Consider the following 17230-nt stretch of genomic DNA (forward strand, 5'->3'; position numbering starts at 1 on the left):
GGAGTTTACCTGGAGATGGCAATCACAAAGGAAAGCACCGTCAAGATAATGCCAATCATGAAGATGGTGTAAGAGATCCGCAGTAAGCGGTACTTCTTGCTCAGCACATCGCCTAGGTAGTAAATATCTGTAATCATGTTGTTGTAGAGCGCGTTCTTGTCCCGCATGATCTCATGCATGCCGCTCTGGAAGTCATCCAAGGGGATCTTGGTGAAGTTCCCAAAGAACAACAGGTTGATTCTTCGGCTTTTCAACTTGTTGGCTTTTAACCGAAAGCTGGTTACCTCTGGCTGCGCCGAAATAATGGCCGAGATCACAGAGGCCAATGACGTGGCCAGCAAAATACCCACCGGAATCATCAATACCGGGTTACGCGTAAACTGCGAGCCAATAATGGAGCTTTTTGTACCCAGGTAGGTAATGATGATGGACATGATAATGGCATTCAAGCTGATCATCATGTTGGCCTTGTTGTCTGCAATGGCACTTAGACTGATGTGGTTGTCATAGGTGCTTTTGAACATGGTCTCAATCCCGCGCTTGGGCTGCGCCAGGGTCTCACGGCCTTCCTTCTCCTTCTTCTTGGTCTTTTTGGTGAGCTCTTTCAGGCGGGCGCGCTGTTCTTGTATGTTCTTGTTGAGTTGCTTAGAGAAACGGGCCTGCGCCGCCTGCGTCCTAAACGTGACAGACAGCAGAAAGTCTAACTGGTACTGTGCCCACTCCAAATCTGTGTAAGACTCATTGAGGTAGATTTCCCACTCCACGCGCAACAATTCTGCCTGGGCAAACAAGGTAGGCTTGCCAATATTGGAAATATCTGCGTCTACCAGAATGTCTTCTAGCAGTTGGTGGGTGAGTTGGCCGTGTTTGGTGGCCATGATGCAGCGGGCCACCTCTATTATCTTTTCCTCTGGGTATTGGTTCTCGCGGAGAAAGGCCGTGGCAAACTCCACGCTCTCGTCCTCATGGTTCTTGTAGGTGGTGGTATAACCAGTGTCATGAAACCAGGCGGCCAATAAGAGTATTTCTTTTTCTTCTTCCGGTAAATTATGTTCCTCTGCCAGCAGACGGGCTTCTCTCACCACTTCAAACGTGTGTTTGTAGTTGTGGTACACCAGTTTCTTTGACAGTTTCTCCTTAAAAAGGGCGGCAACAAAATTGCTCGCTTTCCGGATGAGGTCTTCTTTTTCCATAAATAAATTGGAGTGGCGGGGCAGTAAGGTCGCCTACGGGAGCCACATCTGAGGGCACGGCTCCAGCGTTGAGTTTAATCCAAAGTGTAAAACGCGATAAACCCAGGTAAGGTTAAGGAACTATCCGCTGTTTTTGGCTTACTTTCTGAAAATCAGGCCAAAAACAATTGTATTGAGAGGGCTAAGGGCGCCTAACTCTCTATTCTTTTGCCAGAACCCTTTTTATAAGTAAACCTTCTCACGGTCCTTACGTCTTTAGGCAAAAGAGAAGCAACCTTGCCCTGGGAATTTCTGTGCCCCAGCCTAGCGGCCTATCTCAAAATAAAGACCGCTTTGCCTTTTTTCTATACTGCAAAGGCAATAGTAAAAGCGGAGGCGGGGTATGGGTGGCTTTTGAAATAATTGATTCATGAAAAACAAGTACGTACTCTACCTTCTGCCTCTGCTGGCCCTCTGCCTGTTGGGGGGCTGTAAATCCACTTATAAAGCATTCTATTCCAAAGACCTCATCAACTGGAAGGACAGAACCCCTAAAGACTCTTCTGAGATCATCTACAGCGTCTTTCTTATTGGCGATGCCGGCGCTCCGCTTACAGATGAGCCAGACCCCAACTTGGTGTTGCTCAAATCTCAGTTAGACGTGGCCAATGAGAACAGTGCCGTGGTGTACCTGGGGGACAACATCTACCAGAATGGTCTGCCAGAGCCTGGGGCCTATGACCGTAAGACCGCAGAGGCCCGCATGAAGGCCCAGCTGGAAATCTTGAAAGGCTACAAAGGCGAAAAGTACATGATTCCCGGCAACCATGACTGGGGCGGCGGCAGCGGCTCTCCAGATGGCCTGGAGGCGGTAATCAGGGAAGAGCGCTTTGTAGAGGAATACCTGACAGACACTACTACCAACATTGTGGTGGGCACAGACTTCTTTGTGCCGGGTGAAGGCTGTCCCGGCCCGTTTGAGGTATTGGTGCAGGATGAAATTGTCCTGATTGCCATCAACTCCCAGTGGTGGCTGCACCCGTATGAACGCCCGTACGGCAATGACAACGTCTGCGGCGTGGTAAATGAGGTAGACTTTCTGGTGCAGCTAGAGGATATCATCAACAAGCACAACGGCAAAGACATTCTAGTGGTGGGGCACCATCCTCTCATGAGCAATGGTATTCACGGGGGCTTCTTCACCCTGACAGACCATTTGTTTCCTCTAACCATTGTCTACAAGTGGGCGGTACTGCCTATTCCTATCATAGGTTCAATCTATCCGTTGGCGCGTAAATATGGTGGCATTAGCCAGGATATTCCGCACCCAACATACCAAGCTTATATAAAAGGGTTGACCGCCATTTTTGACAAGTACCCTAACATAGTGTACGCTGCCGGCCATGAGCACAACCTGCAGTATGGTAAACTGGGCAAGCTGCCGCACATCATTAGTGGTTCTGGCTGTAAAACCCAGCACGTGAGCGACGGCGGGGCAGCTAACTACGCCCACAAAGAGAAAGGCTTCGCCAAAATAAACTATTACAAAAACGGCGAGGCATGGGTAGAGTTCTGGACGCCGGGCACGAAAGCAGGAGACCCAGGGGTGATGACGTTCAGGTCGCCTATGTATTCTAAAACCTCTAAGGAAGAAGAACGCATTAGCCTGTCCACAGAAGATTATTCAGACAGCACCATCACGCTACCCGCCAACCCTGCTTATAAGGCTGGTGATTTCAAGCAAACGTTTTTAGGCAAGCACTACCGCACAGACTGGCAGACTCCGGTTACCATTCCTTTGCTGGACTTAAAGTCAGAGAAAGGCGGCTTGGTACCTTACCAGAAAGGCGGCGGCAAGCAGACCTCTTCGCTTAAGTTAAGAAATGAGGAAGGCCGTGAGTACACCTTGCGTTCTGTGAACAAGGACCCTACGGCCGTATTGCCGGTAGACTTGCAGGAAACCTTTGCCAGAGACTTGTTGCAGGATCAGATATCAGCGCAGCACCCGTACGGCGCTTTGATTGCTCCTAAACTAGCAGATGCGGCCGGCGTGTACCACACTAATCCCAAACTGGTGTTTGTGCCCAAGGATCCCCGCTTGCGTCAATATTTAGATGAGTTCAGCAATACCATTGCGTTCTTAGAAGAAGATGCAGATGAAGACCACTCAGACGTAGCCAGCCTGGGCAATGCCACCAACTTGGTAGGCACAGAAAAAGTGCTGGAGCGCAAGAAGAATGACCATGACAACCGCGTGGACGAGGTAGAGTTTGCCAAAGCCCGCCTGCTGGACATGCTCATTGGCGACTGGGACCGCCATGAAGGCCAATGGCGCTGGGCCGAAACCGAGAAGGGAGACAACCGTCTCTTTAGACCTGTGCCTGAAGACCGGGACGTGGCTTTCTTTAAAGCAGATGGGTTTATTCCGTGGTTAGTAAGCCGCCGCTGGGGCGTGCGGAATTTCCAGCATTTTGGATATGACTATGGTGATTACAAAGGACTCAACTTGACGGCCCTTACCAGTGATCGTACCTTCTTGTCCAGTGTTACCAAAGAGCAATGGCTGGAACTGGCCAACAAGATGAAGGCAGACATGACAGACGCCGCCATTGAAGAGGCGGTGCGTCAATTGCCCAAAGAAGTCTATCCTATTTCTGGACCCGAGATCATTGCCAAGTTAAAATCAAGAAGAGACCTCCTGCCAGATGTGGCCGCCAAATACTACAAACACCTCTCTGAGGTAGTAGACATTTCTGGCAGTGACAAGCGCGAGATGTTCTTGGTAGAGCGCCTCAATGAAAATGAGACGCGCGTGACCATGCGCAAAATCAACAAAGAAGGGCAGGTGGCCAAAGTGCTGTACCAACGCACCTTCCTGCACGGCGAAACTGAAGAGGTACGCCTGTACGGCTTAGGCGGTGATGATATCTTTGAACTGACCGGTGCTACCAAGCGGGGCATCATGGTGCGGGTCTTGGCAGGAGAAGGAAATGACTCTATCACTGACAAGTCCACAGTCAAAGGCATGGTGCGCAAAACCAAAGTCTATGACAACACCCAAGAAAAGAACGTCATCAACTACAGCTCAGAGACCGAGGATAAAACCGAAGAGTTTGAAGACGTCAATCTCTATGATAGAGATAATTACAAGATTGCCTACTTCGGGCCTAGGCTGGCCATAGAATACAACGTAGATGACGGTCTGTTCCTGGGTGGCGGCTTCCTGTACCGCAACCACAAGTTCAGGAAGAAACCCTATGCCTCTGAGCATTACCTGCGCGCCAACTATGCCTTTGCCACCGGTGCCTACAATGTGCGCTACAATGGGGAGTTCAAGCAAGTGTTAAATGACGGCCTAGACCTTGGCATCACCGCTGCCTTGTACGGGCCGCAGTACCAGTTCAACTTCTATGGCCTGGGCAATGAGACACAAGAGCAGGGAGATGTAGAGTACCACCGCGTACGCCTGTCCAGGTTACTGATCTCGCCTACCATCAACACTTCCTTGTTCCATTTCATCCATATGGGCATAGGGCCCATGTATGACCAGTACCAAGTACAGTCTACGCCGGGCCGGTTTATAGATGAAGAATACGGGGAAGACGTCTTTAACAAGGACCGGTACACGGGCGTGAGGGGCTTCTTGAATGTGCAGGCCGTTAGTACGCCCAATAACCCGCGCATTGGCATTAAGTGGTTGCATGAGTTCACGTACAATCACCAGCTAGATGAGGAGAAAGTGAATTTTGGACGCTACAGCTCTGAGTTCATCTTCTACATTGGACCAAGGTTACCATTCCAATTGACCTTGGCGGCCAGGCTGGGCGGGGCCCATAACTTCGGGGATTTCCCTTTCTACCAAGCCAATACCTTGGGCGGTCTTTCCAATTTACGAGGCTACAGAAGAACGCGCTTTGCCGGCAGAAGCAGCCTGTACCAAAACACTGAGTTGCGGGTAGAGCTCTTCAAGTTCAACGTGTATTTGTTCCCGGGTAAGTTTGGCTTGATGGGCTTGGTAGACCATGGCCGCGTGTGGGTAGACAATGAAGACTCTAACAAGATACACCGGGGCTTTGGCGGCGGTGTCTGGATTGACGTCTTGAAGCAGGCGGTGGTCAACGCTACGTACTCAGTGGGTGAGGAGGACAAGCTCTTCAACCTCAACTTCGGGTTCCTGTTTTAAAACCTAAGTTGAATCATATGCTACCCTGCAAAGATGAATTTTATGAATGTACTACTAGCCGCGGCATCTTTCTGACGGTACTGCACGTTTGAGAAAGTCTGTATGTAGTAGTCATCCATTGCAAAACCAATCCCCTCACAAAAAGGGTGAAAGCTCTTTTTGTGGTACCCGTTTCTAACTATGAAAAACATTTATTCCTTGGTGGTGAGTATGGCCCTTTTGGGCTTTAGTGAACAGGCAGCAGCGCAAGAGGTACTCACAGACTCTGCACAAGCGGTAAGAGCGCAAACAGACCCAAAGGAACTGGCCAACCCGTCGGTAGTAGGGATGGGCCGAAGCAAAGGCGTGGTTGTGCGTTATGAGATGCTGCCCCGCTTTGGGCTGCGCTCAGAGGGCAAACGGTCAGACATTGGTAACGCCGAGGCAGACGTGCGCCGCAACAACAAGTTTGAAATAAAGGCCTATGCCCCGATCATCAACAGACCGCATTTAAAGATGGTGTTTGGGGTGGGGTATTTTCTGGAGGAGTTCAATTTTAAACAGCCAGAAGGCCTGGAGTATCCGTTGTACAAGCAGCTGCAAGACAAGGATTTACGGTCACTGGATGCCCAGCTCATCACACTCAAGCCGTTCAATGAAAAGAACTTCTTGTTGGTGCGGTTAAAAGGTGAACTGAACGGGGACTACGGCAAGTACAGCAACCTCTCTTTTGATAAGTATTTAAAGACCAGCGTAGAAGCCATCTACGGCTGGAAGAAAAGTCCTTTCTTTGCGTATGGATTTGGGGTGCAACTAGGCTATACCTTCGGCCGACAGTCCATTTACCCCGCCATCCTGTATAACCGCACCTTCAATGATCGCTGGGGCATAGAGTCCATCTTTCCGGCTAACCTAACGGTGCGCCGCAACCTATCAGAGAAGTCCTTGCTATTTGCCGGCTACAAAGTGGAGGGGGCCAGCTATAACATCACCGTGAGCCCGCCGTTCATGCTCAATGAAACCGTGGAACTACGTAAATCTGAGATTAGAGCCAGGCTGAGATGGGAACGGGAAATCTACGACTTCATCTGGTTTGGCATGGAAGGCGGCTACCGCTACAACCACCGCTTTGACGTGTATGACGGCGAAGACGTAAACTCTGACCCCTTGATTAAAAGCCACATCAAAGACGCGGCCTTCTTGCAGTTTGACTTGTTCCTGGTGCCTCCTAAAAGGTTCTTGAAGCAATAAAGGCTTTCGTTTTTGGCCTGGTTTCCAGAAAACAGGGCAAAAACGAAAGTCTACTTACACTACACGTAAAACAGGAATCGGCCCCTTTGCAAAAGCAGAGGGGCCGATTCCTGTTTTAGATAACTCTATTGGCTGAATGCTTAGACTTTAAAGCCTGCGGCCAGGGCTTTTTGCTTTAAGAAGTCATAGATGGCATACTGCGCGCGCACGGTGGTAGTGGGCGTGTCTGAGATGTAGTACTCATTCTGGAACGTGCGGGCCTTCTGGTTGTCTTGTCTTAAGATTTCCAGAATATGGCGAAGTTCTTTGCGGTGCTCTTCTGCGTAAATTGGGAACCCAACCTCAATCCGGCGGCTTAGATTACGGTTCATCCAGTCAGCAGAGGCAATGAAAATCTTTTCTTCGCCGCCGTTGCCAAACACGTAGATGCGGCCATGTTCCAGGTAGCGGTCCACAATGCTGCGCACTTGTATGTTCTCGCTCAGGTTAGGCACGCCCGGAATCAAGCAGCAGATACCACGAATCAACAGCTCAATCTTGACGCCTGCCTGGCTGGCCTCATACAGCTGCCTGATCATATCCTCGTCCTGCAGGGCGTTGATTTTGACAATCATGTAGGCATCTTTCCCTTCCTGGGCCAGACGCATTTCGTTCTGGATCAATTCATAGAATTTGTCCCGCATGTTAAACGGCGCTACCAGCAGGTTGTCAAACTGCTTATCTGGCTGGCGGTCCACGAAGAAATTGAAGACCTTGGTCAAATCTAGCGTAAGGCGTTCATCTGCCGTAAACAGCGCGTGGTCTGTATAAGACTTGGCCGTTTTCTCATTGTAGTTACCGGTGCTCAGATACGCGTAATGCACGGCCCTGCCTTCTTCCTGACGGGTGACCAAGCCAATCTTGCTGTGTACTTTCAGGTCTGGGACGCCATAGATAACGTTGGCGCCGGCCTTCTCCAGTTTTTGGGCCCAGTAAATGTTTGACTCCTCGTCAAAGCGGGCTTTTAATTCTACCACCACCGTCACCAGCTTACCGTTCTCGGCAGCCAGGATAAGCGCCTTGGCTACTTTGGACTTGTCGGCTACGCGGTACATGGTGGCGCCCATGCTAGTGACAGCGGGGTCTACAGCGGCTTCCTCAAAGAACCGAAGGGCGTAGTCAAACTTCTGGTACGGGTAATGCACCAGGTAATCCTTTTGCTTGATGGCCTCCAGCATGCTCTCTGCCTTCTCCAGTTCTGGATGGGGCAGGGGTGTCTGTTCTTCATATTGCAGATGGGCCGGTCCCAGCATAGGGAACCCGAAGAAGTCCCTGAAGTTGTGGTAACGGCTTCCCACCACCAGCTCCTCGGTAGACAGGCCAATATGTTCTAAGAGCACGCTCAGCATGTGCTCTGGCGTCTTGGGATCATAGAGCAGACGGCTGGGGTGGCCCTTCTCGCGCTTCTTCAGGCTTTTCTTGATCTTGGCCATCAGGTTTCCTGAGATTTCTTCCTCTAGGTCCAACTCGGCGTCTCTGGATAATTTTAAGGCGAAGGCTTCTACGGTCTCAAACTCTGGGAACATGGACGCCAAACCAATCCTGATGATGTCATCTAGCATGATGACATAATGATCGCCATTCTCATCAGGCAGTTCTACAAAGCGGCTGCCGTGCTTGTGCGTGGGCAGCTCCATGAGCGCGTACTGCTCTGGGTGCGCCTCATTTATTACTTTGGGCACCAACCGGATCATCAAATACACGGTCTGGTCTTTCAAGAACAGTGGGCTGGGATTGCTACTGAAGATGATGGGTACCAGCAAGGGCTTTACCTTCTTTTTAAAGTAATCCAGGGCAATCTCGCGCTGCTGTTCATTGACCTCCTGCTCCGTGATGAGGCAGATGTGTTCGTTCTTAAGCTCGGGCAGCAACTCATTGCGGTACACCAGGCCAAATTCCTTCTGCTGTCTGGAGACTTCGGCTAGGATCTGGTCTAGTTCCTCGGCGGGGTCCTGTTGCAGTTTTTCGCGGGTTTTCTTTTTGAGTTTGACCAGACGGCGCATGGTGGCCACGCGTACCTTAAAATATTCATCCAGGTTGGAGGAGAAGATGGCCAGAAACTTGAGGCGCTCCAGAACGGGCACCCGTGGGTCTTTGGCTTCTTGCAATACGCGGTAGTTAAAGGCCAGCCAGCTTAGCTCGCGGCTAAGCATGGGTACTTCTGGGCTAGTTTCTGGGGTGGGAACAGGTGATTCAGTATTTTTCTTAGAAACCATTCATGTTTTAATTGCGCGTGGCACCGCTGGCCCGCATTAACGATAGTTTTTGGGGAAGTCAAAGAACAGCAGCTTGGCGTTTTCTGAGGAGATCTGCCCCCAGTAACTACAGTCAAAACTGATGCCCACCACCCCGGCGGTAGGTATGTTGGCAATGCTTTTCTCTGGGACCAGCATATTGGCCAGCTCTGTGAGCGTGGGGTTATGCCCCACCAGCATCACTTGGTCATATTCATCTGGGAACGCCTGCGCGAAGTGCAGCAGAGAACTGGCGTCTATGCGGTATAACTCTTCTTGCACCCCAATCTTCTCTGGGTCATATTCCAGTTCTTTGGCCACCAAGGTAGCCGTAGAAAGCGCGCGCACCGCAGAACTGGAGATCATCAAGTCCAGTTTTACTTTGCGCTCACAGAGTTCTTGTCCAATAAGGGGGGCATCTGTACGGCCGCGTTTGGCCAACGGCCGGTCATGGTCGCTGAGGTCTTCAAACTTCCAGCTGGACTTGGCGTGGCGTAAGAGGTATAGAGTTTTCATGCGGGTTTCACTAAAAGAAAAGCCACAAGAAGTACCACCCACCTGGCGGAGCCTCTGTGGCTTCTCTCTTTACTGATTGCGCCCCTAAATAGTTGTCTCTACCCCTCTGTGTACAAGCTTTTAAGGAACCGCCTTAAATCAACAGCGGGCTCCCTTTTTAAGAGAACCCGCTGCAATGAATGGTAATAGTTGGTGAGGTGCTCACCGTTTTTGGCCTGTTTTCCAGAAAATAGCCCTAAAACGGATTAATACTCCTCTGCCTGCTTACCGGCGTTGGGGTAGCGCTCAAAATGGAGCTTGGCTACTTCTCTGGTCAAGACCTCGCGCAGCTCATCAATGTTGGAACGGTTGGTAGCCGAGATGAAGATGGCCGGTGCGTGCTCCTTGGCCATATAAGTAGACTTAAGATCAGCGATTTCTGGTAGAGCCTCTGGGTTGTCTTCTTTGAGTTCCTGCTCACGCTTCTCTAGGTACAAGTCTGTCTTGTTGAAGACCAGAATCACCGATTTGTCAGCAGACTGTATGTCTTTGAGTGTCTCATTGACCACATTGATATGCTCTTCAAACGAAGGGTGAGACACGTCTACCACGTGCAAAAGTAAATCTGCCTCCCTGATCTCGTCCAAAGTAGACTTGAAACTCTCAATGAGCTTGGTAGGCAGTTTCCGGATGAATCCCACCGTATCTGAGAGCAGAAACGGAATGTTGTCTATCACCACCTTGCGCACGGTGGCATCTACCGTGGCAAACAGTTTGTTCTCGGCAAAGACATCTGACTTGGAGAGCAGGTTCATGATAGTAGACTTGCCCACGTTGGTATAGCCTACCAAAGACACGCGCACCACACCCGTGCGGGACTTGCGCTGCTCATAGTTCTGCTTGTCAAACTTCTCCAGCTTCTCTTTGAGCAAGGCTATCTTCTCGCGCACAATTCGTCTATCCGTTTCAATCTCCGTTTCACCTGGTCCGCGCATGGCCACGCCCCCGCCTTTCTGACGGCTTAAGTGGGTCCACATGTTGGTCAGTCTTGGGAGCATGTAGCGGTACTGGGCCAGTTCTACCTGCGCGCGCGCCGTGGCGGTCTGGGCCCGCAAGGCAAAGATGTCCAGAATGAGTAGGCTTCTATCAATGATTTTCACCTCCAGCTCACGCTCCAGGTTGCGCACCTGAGAGGGGGAAAGCTCATCGTCAAAGATGACCATGTCCACTTTATGCTCTTTCACAAAGGCCACAATTTCTTCCAGCTTTCCTTTGCCCACATAGGTGCGCATATCGGGCTTGTCTAGTTTCTGGATGAAGCGTTTGAGGGTTTTAGCGCCCACGGTCTCCGTCAAGAAGGCCAGCTCGTCCAGGTACTCCTTCGTTTTTTCATCTGTCTGGCGCCATTCCGGCACCGATACCAACACTGCCGTTTCTTGTTCTTTGGCAGTGACGTGGAGTTTCGTATTCTTCATATAGTAGTAATGACCAATGATTAGTGAATAATGACCAGTGAATAATGACCAGTGAATAATGATTAATGAATAGGGATAAATGAATGATAAAATGTAAAAGGATTGCTTGTCATTACTGAGAGCCATCGCTTCGTTTTTGGCCTATTTTCCAGAAAACAGACCAAAAACGCCTTCCATATTATTCATTGGTCACTATTCATTAATCATTGGTCATTATTCATTCTTCAGCATGGTGGTGTATTGGGCCAGCGCCTCTTGTTCCTGTTCGCTCAACTGCGACCCGAACCCGGGCATCAGGCCTCTGCCGTTGGCAATGACTGCCTTTCGGTCTTCTACGCTCAACGTACTTTGCTGTAAATTAGATGCCCCGCTCATGCCTTTCTGTCCGTCCTCGCCGTGGCACGTGGCGCACAGTTGGGTGTAGATGGCCTTGGTGTTCTGCAAATGGGTGCCCTCTAGTTGCGAGAGGATGGGGTTGGCGGCTGTTTGAGGTTTTTGGGGCTGCGCTTCTTGTTCTTGATTTGGAACGGTTGCCTTCACAGTCTGTTCTGGAGACATCTTCATACTCTTGGTTTCGGCTACGCCATAGACATATAAGAAGATGAGAACACCCACGGCCGTCAGTACTTTGTTATGCCGCTTAATACCTACAATGGAGATAGGAATGGCCACTAAGACCAGCACAATTTTTACTAGTAGCCATCTGGGCAGTGGACCATTGAAGTGAAAAGTCAGGTAAGCGCCCGTTACCAGAACCAAGGTCCCGAAGATCATGTCTAACACTTTGGTAGAGGACCTTGCTTTGTTGAGCGTGTCATGCTTGTTTAAGAACAAAAGGACGACTTTGGACAGGAACAACAATAGAAAAAGGATGACTACTAAAACGTGCGTGTGTAAGACAGCGGTGATGGGCATAGGGTGAGAATTGGGCGTGAAGGCAAAGGATGGGCACAAAGTAAACACAATAGCGGTGAACTACCCATACCCAGCCGCAGAATTACGTATAGGGACAGGTTCTCTCAAAACCCTTGTATCTTTGCCCTTTATTCTAGCCTATGCGCATTGCCATCGTCATCAATAAATCCTGGAACATCTACAACTTTAGGCTGAGCCTGGTCAAGGCTTTGCTGGCCGCCGGCCATGAGGTCATTGCCATCGCCCCTGAGGATGCATATTCAGCCAAACTGGTAGCCGAGGGATGTGAATTTGTGCACCTACCCATGGAAAGCAAAGGCACCAACCCGCTCAAAGACCTGCTCCTCATTCAAAACTTCCTGAAGGCCTACAAACAGGTAAAGCCTGATGTGATTCTGCAGTACACCATCAAGCCCAACATCTACGGAAGCATCGCCGCCAAACTGGCCGGTATTCCCACCATCAACAATGTGTCGGGCTTAGGGACGGTGTTTATTGTGCAGAACCTGGTGTCCAAAGTAGCCATGGCGCTGTACAAGTTCTCGTTTCAGTTCCCGGCGAAGGTGTTTTTTCAGAACAATGACGACAAGGCTCTTTTTCTGGAACGCAATCTGGTGCGGGAATCCATCACCGAAGTCCTGCCCGGTTCTGGCATTGACACCCAGCGTTTCCAACCGGTCCCGTTTCAGCGCCAGGAGCCGTTCACCTTCCTGATGGTGTCGCGTGCGCTGTATGAGAAAGGTCTGGTAGAATATGTAGAAGCTAGCAAACTTCTGAAAGTCAAATTCCCTAATGTGCGCATCCAACTCCTGGGTGGCATTGACGAAGAAGGCAACATTGGCATTAAGCGCACCTTGGTAGAGCAGTGGGCAAAAGAAGGGTGGCTGGAGTATCTGGGTACCTCAGATGACGTAGCCGGGGTCATGCGCAACGCCGATTGCGTAGTGCTTCCGTCATACCGTGAAGGCACGCCTCGCACCCTTTTGGAAGCGGCTGCCCTAGGCAAACCCATTGTCACCACCAACGTGCCCGGCTGTAAGGAAACGGTGGTAGACGGCTACAACGGCTATCTCTGTGAAGTGCGCAACGGGGCAGACCTAGCGGAGAAAATGCAACAAATATTTTCGCTCCCCGATACTGCCCTACAGACCATGGGCCAGAACAGCCGTCAATTGGCTCTGGAGAAATTTGATGAGAAATACGTAATTGATCGTTATTTTGCAGCTATAAAAGCCGCTACGAGCAGAATAAATTGATAGTTACTATTTAGAAATGGAATTTAAGAGGCACCAATTAGAAGGAGTTGTAGAAATTTTTCCCAAAGTTTTTGAAGATAGCCGTGGTGTTTTCTTAGAGACATATACTGCTCGCATGTTTAATGAAGTAGGAATCACTGACAATTTTGTACAGGATAACCAGTCTATTTCTAAGATAGGAGTCTTGCGGGGACTTCATTTTCAAAAGCCTCCTTATGCACAAGCAAAGCTGGTAAGTGTCTTCTATGGAAGGGTGTTAGATGTTATTGTAGACATTCGGCAAGACTCTCCCACATATGGCCAACATCTTACATGTGAGCTTACTTCTGAAAAACATAATATTCTATATATACCAGAAGGGTTTGCACACGGCTTTGTAGCGTTGGAGGAAGGAACGGTTTTCCAATACAAGTGTAGCAATTACTACAACAAAGAATCAGAAGGCGGACTGCTTTGGAATGATCCTGCTCTAGGCATAGAGTGGGACATTGAGAACCCGTTAGTGTCTGAGAAGGACGAAATCCTGCCAACATTAGCCCAGATAGAATCTCCATTCTAAGAATACACGCAACAAAAAAGAGAGAGGCCTTTGCTACCGTAGCAAAGGCCTCTCTCTTTTTAAACCGTTTTTAGCCTAATTCTTGCAAAACAGCCCTAAAACGATTCTATAGCAAATCAACCACCGTCTCTAGCCCAATGCCGCGGGAGCCTTTCACCAAGACGTGGCTGTTGCGGATGGGATGGTCTTTGAGCCATATCTCCAGCGCGCTTTTCTCAGCGAAGTACCTAAAGTCTGGGTTCACCTCGGCGGCGTAGCGCATCTCATGCCCGCAAAGGAAAACTTGGCTGAAGTTTTGTTGAGCTAGTTGCTCGCCTAGTAATCTATGCTCGGCTTCACTTTCCTGACCCAGTTCGCGCATGTCCCCTAGGATGACTACTTTCTGGTCGCCTTCCATCTGCGCGAAGTTGGAGACCGACAAGGCCATGGAACTGGGGTTGGCGTTGTAGGCGTCCAATAGAATAGTGTTGGTGTCTTTGCGCACAATCTGCGAGCGGTTGTTAGTAGGCACATAGCCCGCAATGGCGGCATTGATTTGCTCATGGGGCACGCCAAAGTATTGGCCAATGCAGGCGGCGGCGGCCATGTTTTCAAAGTTATACGATCCCATCAAGTGTGTATGGACCGACTCTCCGTTGGCGGCGCGGTAAATTACTTGTGGGGCGGCTTGCAGTAATTCCGCAGAATAGTCATCCTGCGGGCCGTAATAGGTTACTTTCTTTTCTATGCGGCGGCTCATGCGCATCAGGTGCTCATTGGCGGTGTTCACAAACACGGTGCCGTCCACGTTGGCCAGATGCAGGTACAGTTCGCTCTTGGTACGGGCCACGCCCTCCAGACTGCCAAAACCCTCTAAATGCGCCTTGCCAATGTTGGTGATGATGCCGTGCGTGGGCAGGGCGTAGGAGCAGAGTTCGGCGATGTCACCAGGGTGGTTGGCGCCCATCTCTATGATGGCCAACTCATGCTCGGGCTGTATGCTCAATACGGTCAAGGGCACGCCTATGTGGTTGTTGAGGTTTCCCTTGGTGCAGAGTACGTTGTATTTCTGGCTGAGCACCGCATTGATGAGCTCCTTGGTGGTGGTTTTTCCGTTAGAACCCGTAATACCTATGAATGGAATGGAGAGCTGCTGTCTATGGTGCAAAGCCAAGGCCTGCAATGCCTTCAAGGTGTCGGGGACTTGGATGATGTTGGGACCGGTCACAGTTGGGTCTTGTACCACGGCGTAGCGGGCGCCTTTGGCCAAGGCGGGCTCGGCGAAGACGCTGCCTTTAAAGTTGGGTCCGTCCAGAGCAAAGAAGAGCGTGTTGTCTTGCTCGGCGCGCGAATCTGTGCTTACTTTCCGGCACTCCAGGTATTTTTGGTAAAGGGTTTCTACTAGCTCCGCCATATTTTCTGTAGCTTTATTCAAATCAGGGTGAATCACAATGAATCTAGGGTTAAAGGTACTAGGCTTTTTGGTAATTTGTTTGTCTCTGGCCACGCAAAGCAGTCGGGCGCAAACCAGCGCGCGCTTTCAAGAAACGGCTGGCCCAGCGGTAACCGCAAATAGTCAAACGCTTCGTCTGGCCTGGGCCGGAGGATTCAACAGCCCACAGTTCTCCAGCATTGACCTAAACCAGGACGGACAGCAGGATTTGTTTGTCTATGACCGAAGCTCTCAGAAAGTCTCCACGTTTCTGGCGGTGCAGGCCAATGGTCAGTGGCAATTCCAGTTCGCGCCCCAGTACCACTCAGCGTTTCCCAGTGATTTGAAGTTCTTTGCCTTGCTCAAAGATTTCAATTGTGACGGAGCCCCAGATTTGTTCACGGCTTCTAACCAAGGCATAAAAGTATATACCAATACAACGGCACCTTCGGCCAGCGCACCCAGCTTCAACCTCACCCATCCCTTGCTGACCTATGACGGCACCGTGAACCTGACCGTGGACTCAGAAGATCTGCCGGCCATCCAGGACATGGACGATGACGGCGACCTGGATATTTTGATGTGGGAATGGTCTGGCGGCACCAAACTAGAGTATTTTAAGAACATGCAGGTAGAGCAAAGTTTGCCATGCGCGCAATTGAAATTCACGAAAGCCGACTCGCACTGGGGACGGGTAACGCGCTGCGTGGGCGGTGCCTGCAACAATTATAGATTCAACGCTGAGACGTGTCCTTCTATTCACCACGTGGGTGGCTCCAGTGTGCTGGCCTTAGACCTAAATGCAGATGATGTTCCTGATTTGTTGGCCGGTCATGACGACTGCCCAGACTTGGTGAGCTTGATGAACACAGGGACGGTGCAAAACCCTAAAATCACCAGCGCAGAACGCAACCTTCCGCCAGACATTACCGGCAACCAGTTTAGTGTTTTTCCGGCGGCGTATTACCTGGATGTCACCTTTGACGGTCTGCCAGACTTGGTGGTGGCGCCCAACATGACCAGCAACTCGCACCGAAACGTAGACTTGAAAAACTCTGTGTGGGTGTACGCCAACACCGGCACGGCCCAGCATCCAAGGTTCCAGAGCGCTAAGCAGCCCTTTTTGCAAGACCAGATGCTGGACGTAGGCGAAGGCGCCTCGCCGGTGTTAGGGGATTTGGACGGAGACGGAGACGCCGACCTGCTCATTGGTAACACTGCTCTGTTAAAAGATGGAAAATACGCCGCGTCTTTCACCTTTTACAGAAACACTGGCTCTACCTCAGAAGCCATCTTTGAACTGCAAGAAGAAGATTACCTGGGGTTGGCGTTGCAAGGACTACAAAGCCTGAAAGCCCAACTACTAGGCCTCAACCAAGACGGCAAGTTAGACTTGGTATACAGCGCCTTCCATCCTGAGAAGTCTGTGGTGGAGTTCAAATACGTCTTGAACGAAGCTCCTTATGAGCAAGACGCCCAGTTTGATGTAAGCACAGCCGTACCCGTGACGGGCGTCTTGTTCTTTAAAGGAGATGCCCCTTATTACGCAGACATTAACCAGGACGAGGTGTTTGATTTGCTTGTCGGTCGCGCTTCTGGAGCCCTGCATTATTACAAAAACACTGGCACTAATACTATACCGGTTTGGAGCCTGGTTTCTGAAAGCCTGGGGGGAATTGGAGCCAACGTAGAACGCAAACGCTTGCAAGTACTGGTGGCAGATTTAAACCATGACCGGCAGCCAGATTTGTTGACAACAGATGACAGTGGGTTGGTTAGATTGTACCCGTCTTTTCAATCGTATTTAGAGGGCACATTTCCAGTGGAGGAGAACTTGTTGGCGCGCGAAGGCCAAGCCGGCAACCCCTTGCATTTAGGAAGCAACGTTGCTGCGGCCTCTGCTGATCTGTACGCGGGCAGAGACAAAACCCATGAGCTCTTATTTGGTACTCACGCCGGTGGTATACGGTATTTCAGCCCTGTACCGGTGCCTCTGGGAATTGAGGATAATCCAGATCAGGTGCTTGCCGGGGTGCAACTTTACCCAAATCCTGCCCAGGACTTCGCTACGCTGCAATCTTCCAAATCCATCATGTATACACTCTACAGCATAGCAGGAGCAAAAGTAGGACAAGGCAAAGTGAATGCCCACCAAGCCCAGCAGATTAAAACCGCGCACCTTCTCGCAGGCCTTTATCTGGTCAGAGTGACAACTGCCGCCGGCTTATCGGCTACCTTAAAACTGGCGGTGACCAAATAGC

At 50.4% G+C, this 17230-nt stretch carries 11 protein-coding genes; 5 read left to right on the top strand and 6 right to left on the bottom strand.

The window, feature by feature from the left end:
* Positions 1 to 5 precede the first annotated feature (5 nt).
* Positions 6 to 1193 (bottom strand): Pycsar system effector family protein, encoded by a 1188-nt coding sequence (locus TH61_RS08715; protein ID WP_066508337.1) that lies wholly within the window; start codon positions 1191 to 1193, stop codon positions 6 to 8.
* Between the two features lie 409 nt (positions 1194 to 1602).
* Here TH61_RS08715 and TH61_RS08720 point away from each other — a divergent pair, with 409 nt between their 5' ends.
* Together TH61_RS08720 and TH61_RS08725 are read left to right on the top strand one after the other, a co-directional pair.
* Positions 1603 to 5355 carry a metallophosphoesterase gene (locus tag TH61_RS08720; protein WP_066508339.1) on the top strand — a complete coding sequence of 1251 codons (3753 nt, stop codon included), beginning with the start codon at positions 1603 to 1605 and terminating at the stop codon, positions 5353 to 5355.
* A gap of 180 nt (positions 5356 to 5535) precedes the next feature.
* A complete protein-coding gene (locus TH61_RS08725) occupies positions 5536 to 6585 on the top strand; it encodes a DUF6268 family outer membrane beta-barrel protein (protein ID WP_157600665.1) in 1050 nt (349 codons plus the stop codon).
* Positions 6586 to 6725: 140 nt separating this feature from the next.
* On the opposite strand, the gene ppk1 is transcribed toward TH61_RS08725, so the two are convergent.
* The 4 genes from ppk1 to TH61_RS08745 all read right to left on the bottom strand — a co-directional run bounded on the left by ppk1 (position 6726) and on the right by TH61_RS08745 (position 11743).
* Positions 6726 to 8840: a polyphosphate kinase 1 gene (gene ppk1, locus TH61_RS08730; RefSeq protein ID WP_066508342.1), complete on the bottom strand. Its 2115-nt coding sequence runs from the start codon at positions 8838 to 8840 to the stop codon at positions 6726 to 6728.
* Positions 8841 to 8876: 36 nt separating this feature from the next.
* The gene (locus TH61_RS08735; RefSeq protein ID WP_066508343.1) at positions 8877 to 9374 is read right to left on the bottom strand and encodes a histidine phosphatase family protein; all 498 of its coding nucleotides are present in this window, start codon (positions 9372 to 9374) and stop codon (positions 8877 to 8879) included.
* A 245-nt stretch (positions 9375 to 9619) separates the two neighbouring features.
* The gene (gene hflX, locus TH61_RS08740; RefSeq protein ID WP_066508344.1) at positions 9620 to 10828 is read right to left on the bottom strand and encodes a GTPase HflX; all 1209 of its coding nucleotides are present in this window, start codon (positions 10826 to 10828) and stop codon (positions 9620 to 9622) included.
* 213 nt (positions 10829 to 11041) lie between these two features.
* Positions 11042 to 11743, bottom strand: a complete 702-nt coding sequence (locus TH61_RS08745) for a cytochrome c (RefSeq protein ID WP_066508346.1) — start codon at positions 11741 to 11743, stop codon at positions 11042 to 11044.
* A gap of 140 nt (positions 11744 to 11883) precedes the next feature.
* Between TH61_RS08745 and TH61_RS08750 the strand changes: the two genes are divergently transcribed.
* Both TH61_RS08750 and rfbC read left to right on the top strand, forming a co-directional pair.
* Positions 11884 to 12999, top strand: a complete 1116-nt coding sequence (locus tag TH61_RS08750) for a glycosyltransferase family 4 protein (protein ID WP_066508349.1) — start codon at positions 11884 to 11886, stop codon at positions 12997 to 12999.
* Between the two features lie 16 nt (positions 13000 to 13015).
* Positions 13016 to 13558, top strand: a complete 543-nt coding sequence (gene rfbC, locus TH61_RS08755; protein WP_066508350.1) for a dTDP-4-dehydrorhamnose 3,5-epimerase — start codon at positions 13016 to 13018, stop codon at positions 13556 to 13558.
* Between the two features lie 106 nt (positions 13559 to 13664).
* Here the strand turns inward: rfbC and murF are convergent, their stop codons facing one another.
* Positions 13665 to 14951, bottom strand: coding sequence for a UDP-N-acetylmuramoyl-tripeptide--D-alanyl-D-alanine ligase (gene murF, locus TH61_RS08760; protein WP_066512710.1), 1287 nt, complete (start codon positions 14949 to 14951; stop codon positions 13665 to 13667).
* Positions 14952 to 14988: 37 nt separating this feature from the next.
* Here murF and TH61_RS08765 point away from each other — a divergent pair, with 37 nt between their 5' ends.
* On the top strand, positions 14989 to 17229 hold the full coding sequence (locus TH61_RS08765; RefSeq protein ID WP_082780343.1) for a T9SS type A sorting domain-containing protein: 2241 nt from the start codon (positions 14989 to 14991) through the stop codon (positions 17227 to 17229).
* Position 17230 lies beyond the last annotated feature (1 nt).

The organism is Rufibacter sp. DG15C (assembly GCF_001577755.1).
Taxonomy (GTDB): Bacteria; Bacteroidota; Bacteroidia; order Cytophagales; family Hymenobacteraceae; genus Nibribacter.